Source organism: Duganella qianjiadongensis (genome assembly GCF_009857915.1).
In the GTDB taxonomy this organism is placed as follows: Bacteria; Pseudomonadota; Gammaproteobacteria; order Burkholderiales; family Burkholderiaceae_D; genus Rugamonas; species Rugamonas qianjiadongensis.
In genome coordinates this window covers 19,516-32,392 of the sequence record NZ_WWCM01000027.1, presented here as the reverse complement: position 1 = coordinate 32,392, position 12,877 = coordinate 19,516, and the positions used below count along the sequence as shown (strand labels likewise).

Genomic DNA, 12,877 nt, shown 5'->3' with positions numbered 1-12,877 from the left:
AGTTCAACGGGAAACGGGTACTGCTTCTTGGTTTTTGGCTTCTTAGTGGTCATTACGTCGGTCATGGAAAATCCCTTTCGGTATTATTTCATGACCCCGGATTCACACTAAAATTCTGACAGGCTCCTGCTCGTGAGCAGCCGCCGACACGGCGGCCGTTCTGAATTTCCAGCAAAATCAAAGCATTAGGCTGTCAGCCATTGTCTGCCAGCGATACGTGGTGAAGCCGTGCCATGAAGGCGGCAAACTCGCCGCAATCTTCCCTCAGATTTGCCACATCAATCACCTCACCACGCTGGGCAGGATGCCAGATGTATCCCACATCTGGAATTTCGGGCGATATCGCTGCGCGCCATTCGCATCGACTCAGGGCTACACCCCGAGACCCATTGCACAGCCCACTTGGCTTTTAGTGGAACATAAAGTGGTGCTGCCACGATGGCTTGAAATTGGTTGCAAGCTCGCTTGGCGACAGGTTTTGTGCTGACTGCCAATGAGCATGACCAGGCTGGCGTTGGCAGCATGGGTGCTGCCGTCATGTTGTACGGTGGCCATGGCCCTTGCGGTAACCGCTGCGGTCTTCATGGAGTTGACGCGCCCCATACCCTGCCACATTCCCGATGCGGCAACGGATGGCTGGAGGTCGCATTAGCAGCCCATTTTTGAAAGTCGCGGTGAACCCGTACCCCGTTTTTAGGCTACACACATGACGCACGCTTACACGATCCCCGAAAAGCTCCCGTATGCCATTGAATTTGCTGGATAAATCGTGTAAGAAACTCAACGATGCGTGGACGGCTGCCGACGCGGCCGTTAGGCTGAATTGCAATGAAAATCAAGGCGTTACGGTGTCAGGCAATGTATGCCAGCATGATGCGTGCCGGCCGGCGATGTTCTTGGTTCAGCCGATGCGTTCAGGGATAGAATGAGTGTGCAAATTCACAACAATAAGGAGCGTCATTGCATGAAAGTATTCTTGAGCTGGTCTGGGGAGCTGAGTCATAAAACCGCCATCATCTTTCGGGACTGGTTGCCGTCCGTGATTCAGTCCATCGTGCCTTATGTCTCGTCGGAAGACATCGACAAGGGGGCCAGGTGGAGTACCGATATCGCCACTGAGCTGGAGGAGTCCACCTTCGGCATCCTGTGCGTGACAAAAGAAAATGTACATGCGCCATGGCTGACATTCGAAGCTGGGGCATTGTCGAAAACGATGAAGAAATCGGCGGTCAGCCCCTTCCTTTTTGATATAAAACGCTCCGAGGTCAATGGGCCGATTCTGCAATTTCAATCGACAATCTTTGAAAAAGAAGATGTCAAAAAACTGGTTCATTCGCTGAATCGGGCCTGCGGCGAAGATATGTTGACGGATGAGCGTCTGGAAAAAGCATTCCAAGTTTGGTACCCAACCTTTGAGGAACAGCTTAACAATTTACTGCAAACCAAGCCGCTGGTTCCCGAAGCCGATCCTGAGGAGGCGACGATCGATTCTTCCGGCGAAATTCTGGAGGAAATCCTGGACCTGACGCGGAATAATCAAAAGCTGCTCAGGAACCCAGACGGCGAATTTCTCAAGGAAATCGAATCGATCAAGTCGATGTTGGAGAAGTTTGGTCAGCGGCTTGATTTCGAAATGGAGCCTCGTCGTATACGCCGCGACAGGAAGATGCACCCGATGTTTATTGAGGAGCTGCTTCATTTGTCGCCGCGCTTGGAAAAGAATTTAGCCGGCTTCCAGATGGCGTTGAGTTTGTTCCGTGCAGATTTTCCGTGGCTGTATGACTCTGGCCTGGACGTGGCCAGGACGCTTCGGACTAATTCGTCCCCAGAAGAAAAGCAGGAGTCGGTTCAGACCTTCTATGAACTGGTGGAGTTCACCTTTGAACATCCAATGATGCGCGAGATGTTCATGCCCGATAAACACATGTGGTCAATCGGTCGAGAATTGCCGCGTATTTTGAAGCGCTCGCTGGAGCGCTATTTGTAGCCAAGCGCCGAACTGTGCATGTGCCCCCCCGCCGCCACCGGCAGCCGGCCAAGTGAACAAAACGGTTACAGCACGGTGACGGCCGGTGAACACGGCGAGTACAAAATGGGGACATGCCGAGAACAAAATGGGTACACGGCGACGCTTTGGCGCGTCCCGCGTGCTGTGCATCCGCCTTGTAAGTAAATCGTTGAGAAAACGTTGTGCCGTGTTGACCCACATTAAACTTGGCTGTCGAACGTCTAACCTGAACCGCAATGGAGTGCGTTATGTTAAAAAATAGAATGCGGCCCGTCCACCCTGGAGAGGTTCTAGTTGAAGATTACATCAAGCCGATGGGGGGGAGTGTGCGCGCCGTGGCTATGGCGCTGCATGTGCCGTATTCTCGCTTGAGTGAAATTACTAAAGGAGAACGGGGCGTTAGCGCTGATACGGCGCTGCGCCTCGAATGCTACTTTGGCAGCGAGGCGCAAGGCTGGCTAAACCTCCAATCCGCTTATGAGCTCCGAATGGCTGAAATCTCGGCCGGTGAGAAAATTGCGAAAGCAATCAAGCCTTTGGCTGTCACCGCTTAAACTTGTCAAACGCTGCGTTGATGGATATTGAACACGGCCGTAGTTTGTCCGTAGGATAATTCGTTGTTTCACATGTGCTGCTGTATTGCCAATTTCTGTGCAGCACTATAGCTGGCGGATTTTCGCTCCAATCCAGCCTCGCCGTGCGTTTGAAATAAATTCACCCATCGTCTCAGCTGGCTATAGCTGAGACTATAATGCTTCGACAACAATTTACAGCCGATATTTCCGTCCTCGTAGCGCTGGTGAACGTCGCCACAGTCGCTTCACCTGCAGCCGGTCGGCTTCAATGATTTGCGCACCTTAGCGCTAAAGGCGATCGGTTCAATGTGCTGCACTTTCTGCTATTGGCCTACCAAGCATCACACTTATTGCACCTAGTTCTAACAGTGTGCACGTCGGCAACCGCTGCGCGGCACGGCCGTCGCATCAACGAGCGGTGTCTAGTCTCAGAATTGTGGCAGCAGTTACAGTTACGTTGGCGTTCTACGGCTGGACAACCTCCAGCTTGAGTGCTGTTGTGTACCTTGCTAATGGAAAACTCCGAAAGTTGGTGTCCAGCTTTCGGGGTTCAGTTCATCAGCGAGTTTTTTACCTCAACTATTTGAGATAATTCTTAATTATTCTGAGAACCTACACCAAGCTTAAACGTCGATATTCCCCGCACGCAGCGCATTGTTTTCAATGAACGCGCGGCGTGGTTCCACATCGTCGCCCATCAGCGTGGTGAAGATCTGGTCGGCGGCAATTGCGTCTTCGATCTGTACCTTGAGCAGACGGCGCACTTGCGGGTCCATGGTGGTTTCCCACAGCTGATCCGGATTCATCTCGCCCAGACCTTTGTAGCGCTGCTTGGAGACCACGCGCTCGGCTTCGTCACGCAGCCATTCCATCGCGTGGTGGAAGTCCGTCACGCTCGATTCCTTGGTACGCTCGCCTTCGCCGCGACGCACATACGCGCCTTCGCCGATCAGGCCGGTGAAGGTAGCCGAAGCGGCCGCCAGCACAGCGTAATCAGCACCGCGTACGAACTCGGCGTCGATGGCGCTGACTTTGATATTACCGTGGTGCATACGCTCGATCCTCAGCAAATGCTTGCCCGTCAGATCATCCGAACGCACGCTGACTTTGATGTTGCTGTCATTGATGTTGGCGTTCAGCGCCGTTGCCGATGCTTCCGCCAGCTCCGCCGTATCGAGGTTCAGCGTGACGCCCGTCATGATGGCGGTCAGCGCAGCACGGTCGATCACGCGGGTCAGACGCGTCATGATGACGTTGGCCAGATTGAACTGGCGCACCAGCTCGGCCAGTGCTTCGCCGACGATAGGATCAGCGCCTTCGCGCGGAGTCAGGGCAGCCGTGTTCAGCGCTACATTCATCATGTAGGTGGCTTCTTCGGCGTCATCTTTCAGATAGCGCTCGTCGCGGCCCGCTTTGACTTTGTACAGCGGCGGCTGGGCGATGTAGATGTGGCCACGCTCGACCAGTTCCGGCATCTGGCGGTAGAACAGGGTCAGCAGCAGGGTACGGATGTGAGCGCCGTCGACGTCCGCATCGGTCATGATGATGATGCGGTGGTAGCGCAGCTTTTCGACGTTGAATTCGTCCGGGCCGATCGAGGTGCCCAGCGTGGCGATCAGGGTGGTGATCTGTTCCGACGACAGCATCTTCTCGAAGCGCGCCTTCTCCACGTTCAGCACCTTACCGCGCAGCGGCAAGATAGCCTGGAACTTACGGTCGCGGCCCTGTTTGGCCGAGCCGCCTGCAGAGTCACCCTCGACGATGTAGAGTTCGCACAGGGCCGGATCTTTTTCCTGACAGTCGGCCAGCTTGGCCGACAGGCCCAGACCGTCCATCACGCCTTTACGGCGGGTCAGGTCGCGTGCCTTGCGGGCAGCTTCGCGGGCGCGTGCAGCTTCCACGATCTTGCCGCAGATGATTTTGGCGTCGTTCGGTTTTTCCTGCAGGTAGTCGGCCAGCGTTTTCGCCACGATCTCTTCGACCGGGCCACGCACTTCCGACGATACCAGCTTGTCCTTGGTCTGCGAGGAGAACTTCGGCTCCGGCACTTTGACGGACAGCACGCAGGTCAGACCTTCGCGCATGTCGTCGCCGGAAATCTCGACCTTGGCTTTCTTGGCGAGTTCCTGCTCTTCGATGTATTTGTTGATCACGCGGGTCATGGCCGCGCGCAGACCGGTCAGGTGGGTACCACCGTCACGCTGGGGAATATTGTTGGTGAAGCACAGTACCTGTTCATTGTAGGCATCGTTCCACTGCATGGACACGTCCACCGAGATATTCGTGCCCTGATCGGACAGGCGCTCGCCGGTGGCCTGGAACACGGTCGGGTGCAGCACCGTCTTGGCCTTGTTAATGTACTCGACGAAGCCGCGCGTGCCGCCTTCGAAGGCAAACACTTCTTCTTTGCCGGTACGCTGGTCGGTCAGCTTGATGTTGACGCCGTTGTTCAGGAAGGACAGTTCGCGGATACGCTTCGCCAGAATTTCGTAGTGGAACTCGACCACGCCGAAAATGGTTTCGTCAGCCCAGAAGTGCACCTCGGTACCGCGCTTATCGGTTTCGCCGATTACCTTGATAGGCGAAACGGCCACGCCATCCTGCATGCTCATTTCGCGGTTGACGGGCACGCCACGGGTAAACTCCATGAAGTGCACTTTGCCGTCGCGGCGGATGGTCAGCTTGAGGGTTTTCGACAGCGCGTTCACGCACGATACACCCACGCCGTGCAGACCGCCCGAGACTTTATAGGCGTTCTGGTCGAACTTGCCGCCAGCATGCAGTTCCGTCATCACGATCTCGGCGGCGGAGCGCTTGGGGTCGTGCTTGTCGTCCATCTTCAGGCCGGTCGGCACACCGCGGCCATTGTCGGTAATCGAAATCGAGTTGTCGGCATGAATGGTGACGACGATTTCCGTGCAGTGGCCAGCCAGCGCTTCGTCAATCGAGTTATCCAGCACTTCGAACACCAGATGGTGCAAACCGGTGCCGTCCGAGGTGTCACCGATGTACATGCCGGGACGTTTGCGCACCGCTTCCAGACCCTCGAGGATCTGGATCGAGGCGGCGCCGTATTCTTCGGTCTTGGCCGGAGCGCTTGCTGCTTGTTCTGCTGGAATGGCGGACATGTGCTGCTTTCTTTTATATCTGGACAGTAAAAAACGCGGTGCAAAGAACGAGGGCGGGATCAGATCCGCATCGGCATGACGACGTATTTAAAGTCGGCATTGTCGGGGATGGAAATCAGCGCGGACGAGTTGGAGTCGCCCAGTGCCACATTGACCTGATCGCATTTCAGATTGTTCAGCACGTCGAGCAGGTAGCTGACGTTGAAGCCGATATCGACGCTGTCGCCGCCGTAATCGATTTCCAGTTCTTCCACGGCCTCTTCCTGATCGGCATTGGTCGAGCTGATTTTCATGCTGCCCGGGGTGATGATGCAGCGCACGCCTTTGAATTTATCGCTGGTCATGATGGCCGCACGTTGCAGCGATCGCAGCAGCTCATCGCGGCCGATGGTGAATTCGTTCTGGTAGCCCTTAGGGATTACGCGGGTGTAGTCAGGGAATTTGCCTTCCACCAGTTTCGAGATCAGCTCGATGTCGGCGAAGCGCAGCTTGACCTGATTGGCGGCGATGTCCAGTTGCACGGTCTCGTCGTTTTCTTCCAGCAGGCGCTGCAGTTCGATGATGGTCTTGCGTGGGATGATCACTTCCTGACGGGCAAAGGTCTGCTCCGTTTCCACTTGGCAGAAGGCCAGACGGTGGCCGTCGGTGGCCACGGCGATCACGTTGTTTCCATCGAGTACCAGCAGCAGGCCGTTCAGGTAGTAACGGATGTCCTGCTGGGCCATGGAGAAGTGCACCATGTTGAACAGGTGTTTCAGAGTCTTCTGCGGCAGGGTCACGCTGGCGCTGTAGCTGTCGGCTTGCTGCACGGTAGGGAATTCTTCCGCGGCCAGGGTCTGCAGGGCGAAGCGCGATTTGCCCGACTGTACGGTCAGGCGCTTGTTCAGCAGCGTCATGGTGACGTCGCCCGATTCCGGCAGCGCGCGCAGAATGTCCAGCAGTTTGCGGGCGGCCACGGTGGTGCCGGTCACTTCCGCGCCGGAACCGATGTCGGCGTGGGTGGTGATCTGTACTTCGGTGTCAGTGGACAGGAAGGAGACGCTCTCGCCCTCTTTGCTGATGAGGATATTGGCCAGAATCGGCATAGTGTGCCGACGCTCGACAATACCGCTCACGATCTGCAGTGGCCGGAGAAGAGTATCTCGGGTGGTTTTGACCAATTGCATAGCTTATCCTCAGGTTTAAAGATTGAATCGTAAATTTTTAACAACTTTGCCTTGTGGGCAGATGGGCTAAATCATAAAGGCAAAGCACGGCTCTTGCCAGCCTCCGGCATCAGCCTTTGAGGGTTTGCTCGAGCACGTGCAGCTCGTGGTTGCATTCCGGATTTTTGGTGCGGTCCAGCGCGATCTTGCGCACGGCGTGCAGCACGGTCGTGTGGTCGCGGCCACCAAACAGTTCGCCAATTTCCGGCAGACTCTTCTGCGTCAGTTCCTTGGCCAGATACATGGCGATCTGGCGCGGACGGGCGATATTGGCCGGACGGCGCTTGGAATACATATCGGCCACTTTGATGTTGAAGAAGTCGGCCACCGTCTTCTGGATGTTTTCCACCGAAATCTGGCGGTTCTGCACCGACAGCAGATCTTTCAGCGCTTCCTTGACGATATCGATGGTGATGTCTTTGCCGTGGAAGCGCGAGTAGGCCAGAATCTTGCGCAGTGCGCCTTCCAGCTCGCGCACGTTGGAGCGCAGGTGCTTGGCCACGAAGAAGGCCACATCGTCCGAGAAGGTGACGCCTTCCTGCTTGGCTTTCTTGAGCAGAATCGCTACCCGCATTTCCAGCTCCGGCGGTTCGATGGCCACCGTCAGGCCCGAGTCGAAACGCGAGATCAGGCGGTCGTCCATGCCGGTGATTTCCTTCGGATAGGTATCCGAAGTGATGATGATCTGCTTCTTGGCCGCAATCAGGGCTTCGAAAGCATAGAAGAACTCTTCCTGCGTGCGGCTCTTGCCGCCGAAGAATTGAATATCGTCGATCAGCAGCATGTCCAGCGAGTGGTAGTAATGCTTGAAGTCGTCGAAGCCTTTGCGCTGGTATGCCGTCACCACGTCGCGCACATATTGCTCGGCGTGGATGTAGCGGATCTTGGCGCCCGGCTGGTCGGCCATCACCTGATTGCCGATCGCGTGGATCAAGTGGGTTTTACCAAGGCCCACGCCGCCGTAGAAGAACAGCGGGTTGTAGGAGACGCCGGGGTTGTTGGCCACCTGAATCGCCGCCGCGCGGGCCAGCTGGTTGGCCTTACCCGTCACGAAGCTATCGAAGGTGAGATCGGTGTTGATGCGGCTCTGCTCGCGGCGCGGCGCGGCCGAGGCGGGCAGTTCCGGCACCGACGGCACAGGGTCGGCCATGCGCGCGTTGCCGCTGGGCGCACCGCCATTGAGATCCGGCACGGGCGCAACAGTGCTGGCCTTTTTCGGCGCCGACAGGCGCGGATCGAGCACGAACTGCACTTCCGTCGGGGCGTCCCAGTACTGGCAGGCCAGCGCTGTGATGCGGCTGGCAAACTGGGTTTTCACCCAGTCCAGTTTGAAGCGGTTAGGGGCGGCCATGCGCAGCTTGCCCGCCTCGTAATCGAGGGGGATGAGCGGCTTAATCCACGCGCTGAATTGTTGCGGCGTCAGCTCCAGCTCCAGCTGGGCGGAGCACGTCTGCCAGAAATTTTCCATGAATCTTATATCTATTCTTGACTACTGCTGTACTACTGACCGGGGTGGGAACGAACCCGGGGTTCGTCACACGTAACGCGCTATTCTACTCTCGCCGGGCGAAGTTATCCACAGGCGCGACGCTTATTTTTCGCATCGGGGCAGCGTCGGCGGCGCCATCAGTTGTTGACAAGGGGGGGCAAAATGCTGATAATTCAGGGTTCCCCGCCCGTATTCCGTGTTTATTCACTATGACGTCAATATGGAGTAAGCGTGGATTTAGCGGGCGATGAGATGGACCCAGCTTGTGCCGGTATCGGTGGCATAGGTGCGCGAAGTGTCATTGGCACCAAAAACTGACGGGGCCACAACCCGATTTTGCATTTTTTTCTGCTTTAAGCGAGACCAACATGAAACGTACTTACCAACCTTCCGTCGTGCGCCGCAAGCGTACCCACGGCTTCCGCGCTCGTATGGCTACCCGTGGTGGCCGTGATGTGCTCAACGCACGTCGCGCAAAAGGCCGCAAGCGTCTGGCTGTATAAGCCATCGCTTGTTAGCTGATCGCATGGACAGCTGTTTGCAAAACGGCTCGACAGGCGAAGGTTCACACGACTTCGCGCGCGTTCGGCGCATCGTTAAAACGGATGAATTTTCATCCGTTTTTCGTTTGCGCCCTACGCAAAAAAGCGCCCACTTTGTGCTCTACACCCGTCCCAGCGCGTTGCCCCATGCACGCCTCGGAGTGGTGGTGGCCAAGCGGTTTGCGCCGCGCGCAGTAACGCGTAACACGATTAAACGGGTCACGCGCGAACTGTTCCGTCAGACTGGCCTGCCGGCGATCGATTGTCTGGTGCGTTTATCCAGACCGGTCAACAGCAAGGACGGTCCAGCCACCTCGGCGACGTTAAAAGCGGCGCTGCGGGTGGAATTGTCACGTCTGTTCGCTCAGGCCAGAACGGCAGCGGCGCGCGCGCCCAAGCCGGCCTTGTCTTCGGCGCCGCCGCCTCCATCTGCTGCATCATGAAAAAATTGCTAGGTTTTCTGGTGCGCGGCTATCAGCTGGCGATCAGCCCGCTGCTGCCGCCTTCGTGCCGCTTCTATCCGAGCTGCTCGAACTATGCACTGGAAGCGCTGCAAGTCCATGGCGCAGGCCGTGGCAGCCTGCTGACCATCAAACGCATCTGCCGTTGCCATCCGTGGAATCCCGGTGGCCACGATCCGGTGCCGCCTGCCGGCAGCAGTAAATCGAATTCTTCAACGACCGCTTGCGGTTGCAACCACTCCTGATAAATACCGTAATGGATATCAATAAACGTACCATCCTGTGGATCGTGTTTGCCGTGTCGATGATTGTTCTTTGGAACAATTGGCAAGTATCGAACGGCCATCCATCGATGTTTGCACCGCCTCCGCCGCAAACGGCCAAGGCGCCGGAAGCGAAGAAAGCCGAACTGCCGGCCTCGGCCGCCGCAACCGTGCCAGCTGCTGGCGCGGCGGCGGTTGCAGGCGCCGCCCCTGCGGCGGAACCGTTCAAGAGCGAACGGGTAACGATTACTACCGACCTGTTCCGCGTGGACGTGGATACGCTGGGCGGTACCATCCGCCGTCTGGAACTGCTGAAGTTCAAGGACGGTATCGATGAAAGCAAAAACCAGGTGCTGTTCGATGTGGACGGCGCGACCGGCAAGACCTATCTGGCTGAAACCGGCCTGATCGGTGCGCCCGGCCTGCCGAATCACCAGACCGGCTTCGTGGCCAAGCCTGGCCCGCGCATGCTCAACGACGCCAACCAGATCCAGCTGGTACTGGAAGCGGAAGCAGGCGGCGTCAAGCTGACCAAGACCTTTACCTTCAAGCGCGGCGACTACGTGATCGATGTGCGTCACGACATCACCAACGTGGGCACGGCGCCGATCAAGCCTGAACTGTATCTGCAACTGGTACACGACGGTAACAAACCGGCTGGCGACTCGTATTTCAACAGCAGCTACACCGGTCCTACCCTGTACACGGAAGCGGACAAATACCACAAGCTGAAGTTCGAATCGCTGGAAAAAGCGGCTGCCGAAGCGGCCAAGACGGGCAAAGAAGTGGTGCAGGATCACCCGACCAAGGCTGATAACGGCTGGTTCGCCATTTCCCAGCACTTCTTCGTGTCGGCCTTCGTACCGCAGGACAAGCTGGCCCGTACCATCTTTACCCGCAAAGTAAGCACCAACCAGTACGCCATCGGCGTGACCCAGCCGCTGGGTACGCTGGCACCGGGTGCCACCATCAGCAACGATGCGCGTCTGTATTCGGGCCCGCAGGTTGAAAAACTGCTGGAGCAGGTCACCCCGGGGCTGGATCTGGTGAAAGACTATGGCTGGCTGACCATCATCGCCAAGCCTATCTTCTGGATCATGGACCAGCTGCACAAAGCACTGGGCAACTGGGGCTGGACCATCATCGCCTTCACCATCCTGATCAAGCTGGCCTTCTTCCCCCTGTCGGCAGCCGGCTACCGCAGCATGGCCAAGATGAAAGTGCTGACGCCTAAGATGCAAGCCATCCGCGAGCGTCACAAAGGCGATCCGGCCAAGATGAATCAGGCCACCATGGAACTGTACAAGGCCGAGAAGATCAATCCGCTGGGCGGCTGTCTGCCGATACTGGTGCAGATGCCGGTGTTTATCGCGCTGTACTGGGTGCTGCAGGCTTCGGTGGAAATCCGCGGCGCTGCGTGGCTGGGCTGGATCACCAATCTGGCTGCGCCTGATCCGTTCTACGTGCTGCCGGTGCTGTACGCGATCACCATGTTCATCACCACCAAGCTCAATCCTGCACCGGCCGATCCTATGCAGGCCAAGATGATGATGTTCATGCCGCTGGCCTTCTCGGTGATGTTCTTCTTCTTCCCGTCCGGTCTGGTGCTGTACTGGGTCGTGAATAACATCCTGTCGATAGCTCAGCAGTATGTGATCTCGAAGAAATTCGCTGTGCCGGAAGCTGCCAATAGCTGATTCCGCACCGTAGTTTGTTGCACAAAAGCCCGTGTTGTTCGCGGGCTTTTTTTTACTTGGTTACAATCCCAATATGAATATCGATTCTTCCCCTATCGCCGCGATTGCCACCGCCCCCGGACGCGGCGGCATCGGCGTGGTGCGCGCCTCCGGCAAAAACCTGCAAGGGCTGGTGACGGCGCTGTTCGGCGCCACTAAACTGCAGCCGCGCCATGCCAGTTATCTGCCGTTCCGTCAGGCCGATGGCAGCATCATCGATCAGGGTATCGCCATCTTCTTCCCCGGACCTCACTCTTACACGGGCGAGGATGTGCTGGAACTGCAGGGCCACGGTGGCCCTATCGTGCTGCAGCTGCTGCTGGCACGGGTGCTGGAAGCCGGTGCGGAGCTGCAACTGCGCCTGGCCGAGCCGGGTGAATTCACCCGCCGCGCCTACCTCAATGACAAGCTCGATCTGGCGCAGGCCGAGGCCGTGGCCGATCTGATCGATGCGTCGACGGAAGCGGCGGCCAAGTCGGCTTCGCAGTCGCTGTCCGGTGCGTTCTCGAAGACGGTGAATGCGCTGGTGGATGGGGTGACGGGCCTGCGCATGCTGGTGGAAGCCACGCTGGACTTCCCCGAAGAAGAAATCGACTTTCTGGAAAAATCCGATGCACGTGGCCAGCTCAAGGCTATCGTGGAATCGCTCGATCAGGTGTTCCGTCAGGCGGCGCAGGGTGCGCTGCTGCGCGAAGGCTTGAATGTGGTGCTGGTGGGGCAGCCCAATGTGGGCAAGTCCTCGCTGCTCAATGCACTGGCCGGGAATGATGTGGCGATCGTCACGCCGATCGCCGGCACCACCCGCGACAAGGTGACGGAAACCATACAGATCGAAGGCATCCCGCTCAATATTATCGATACGGCTGGTATCCGCACGGTGGATGACAGCATCGATGTGGTGGAGCGCATCGGTATCGAACGCACGTGGGCGGAAGTGGGCAAGGCCGATGTGATCCTGCATCTGCTCGACGCCGATCAGGGGCCTACCCGCGCCGATGAAAACATCATGGCGGCCTTCCCGCCCGAAGTGCCGGTGCTGCGCGTGTGGAACAAGATCGACCTGTCCGGCCACAAGCCCTCGGTCGATGAGATGGCGGACGCCGTGCATGTCTACCTGTCGGCGCACGAGAATATCGGCATCGACCTGCTGCGCGGCGAACTGCTGCGCATCGCCGGCTGGCAGCAAACGGGCGAATCGCTCTACCTCGCGCGCGAACGCCACCTGATCGCGCTGAAAAATGCCGGTGCCCATCTGGCGCGCGCTGGTGAACACGCAGCGCAGAACGATCAGTCGCTCGATCTGTTCGCGGAAGAGTTGCGGCTGGCGCAGGCCCAGCTATCGAGCATCACGGGCGAGTTTTCGTCCGACGATCTGCTGGGCGTGATTTTCAGCCGCTTCTGTATCGGCAAATAAGTTCCGCTTACGTTGCCGGGCATGGTGCAGCAGGCGTGTGCCAGCCTTCGTGCCGG

General features: G+C 57.6%; 10 protein-coding genes and 1 pseudogene. 7 read left to right on the top strand and 4 right to left on the bottom strand.

Annotation, left to right across the window (positions count from 1 at the left end; translation table 11 throughout):
• Positions 1 to 964 precede the first annotated feature (964 nt).
• Positions 965 to 1,987 carry a toll/interleukin-1 receptor domain-containing protein gene (locus GTP27_RS22075; protein ID WP_202417002.1) on the top strand — a complete coding sequence of 341 codons (1,023 nt, stop codon included), beginning with the start codon at positions 965 to 967 and terminating at the stop codon, positions 1,985 to 1,987.
• A gap of 269 nt (positions 1,988 to 2,256) precedes the next feature.
• Positions 2,257 to 2,562, top strand: coding sequence for a HigA family addiction module antitoxin (locus GTP27_RS22070; RefSeq protein ID WP_161041252.1), 306 nt, complete (start codon positions 2,257 to 2,259; stop codon positions 2,560 to 2,562).
• A 68-nt stretch (positions 2,563 to 2,630) separates the two neighbouring features.
• Here GTP27_RS22070 and GTP27_RS24300 read toward each other — a convergent pair.
• From GTP27_RS24300 to dnaA, 4 genes and pseudogenes are all read right to left on the bottom strand, one after another.
• A pseudogene (locus tag GTP27_RS24300) lies at positions 2,631 to 2,795 on the bottom strand (helix-turn-helix domain-containing protein); the annotation flags it as partial.
• A 411-nt stretch (positions 2,796 to 3,206) separates the two neighbouring features.
• Positions 3,207 to 5,711 carry a DNA topoisomerase (ATP-hydrolyzing) subunit B gene (gene gyrB / locus GTP27_RS22060; RefSeq protein ID WP_161041250.1) on the bottom strand — a complete coding sequence of 835 codons (2,505 nt, stop codon included), beginning with the start codon at positions 5,709 to 5,711 and terminating at the stop codon, positions 3,207 to 3,209.
• 59 nt (positions 5,712 to 5,770) lie between these two features.
• The gene (dnaN, locus tag GTP27_RS22055) at positions 5,771 to 6,877 is read right to left on the bottom strand and encodes a DNA polymerase III subunit beta (protein ID WP_155436461.1); all 1,107 of its coding nucleotides are present in this window, start codon (positions 6,875 to 6,877) and stop codon (positions 5,771 to 5,773) included.
• A 109-nt stretch (positions 6,878 to 6,986) separates the two neighbouring features.
• Positions 6,987 to 8,384, bottom strand: a complete 1,398-nt coding sequence (gene dnaA, locus GTP27_RS22050; protein ID WP_161041249.1) for a chromosomal replication initiator protein DnaA — start codon at positions 8,382 to 8,384, stop codon at positions 6,987 to 6,989.
• Between the two features lie 389 nt (positions 8,385 to 8,773).
• On the opposite strand from dnaA, the gene rpmH reads away from it, so the two are divergent.
• From rpmH to mnmE, 5 genes are all read left to right on the top strand, one after another.
• Positions 8,774 to 8,908, top strand: coding sequence for a 50S ribosomal protein L34 (gene rpmH, locus GTP27_RS22045; RefSeq protein WP_010401996.1), 135 nt, complete (start codon positions 8,774 to 8,776; stop codon positions 8,906 to 8,908).
• Between the two features lie 23 nt (positions 8,909 to 8,931).
• The gene (gene rnpA, locus GTP27_RS22040) at positions 8,932 to 9,390 is read left to right on the top strand and encodes a ribonuclease P protein component (RefSeq protein ID WP_161036206.1); all 459 of its coding nucleotides are present in this window, start codon (positions 8,932 to 8,934) and stop codon (positions 9,388 to 9,390) included.
• Positions 9,387 to 9,653 (top strand): membrane protein insertion efficiency factor YidD, encoded by a 267-nt coding sequence (yidD, locus tag GTP27_RS22035; RefSeq protein ID WP_161041248.1) that lies wholly within the window; start codon positions 9,387 to 9,389, stop codon positions 9,651 to 9,653. Before rnpA ends, yidD begins: the two co-directional genes overlap by 4 nt.
• A gap of 11 nt (positions 9,654 to 9,664) precedes the next feature.
• On the top strand, positions 9,665 to 11,368 hold the full coding sequence (gene yidC / locus GTP27_RS22030; protein ID WP_161041247.1) for a membrane protein insertase YidC: 1,704 nt from the start codon (positions 9,665 to 9,667) through the stop codon (positions 11,366 to 11,368).
• A 73-nt stretch (positions 11,369 to 11,441) separates the two neighbouring features.
• Positions 11,442 to 12,821, top strand: coding sequence for a tRNA uridine-5-carboxymethylaminomethyl(34) synthesis GTPase MnmE (gene mnmE / locus GTP27_RS22025; protein ID WP_161041246.1), 1,380 nt, complete (start codon positions 11,442 to 11,444; stop codon positions 12,819 to 12,821).
• The last annotated feature ends 56 nt before the right edge of the window (positions 12,822 to 12,877 follow it).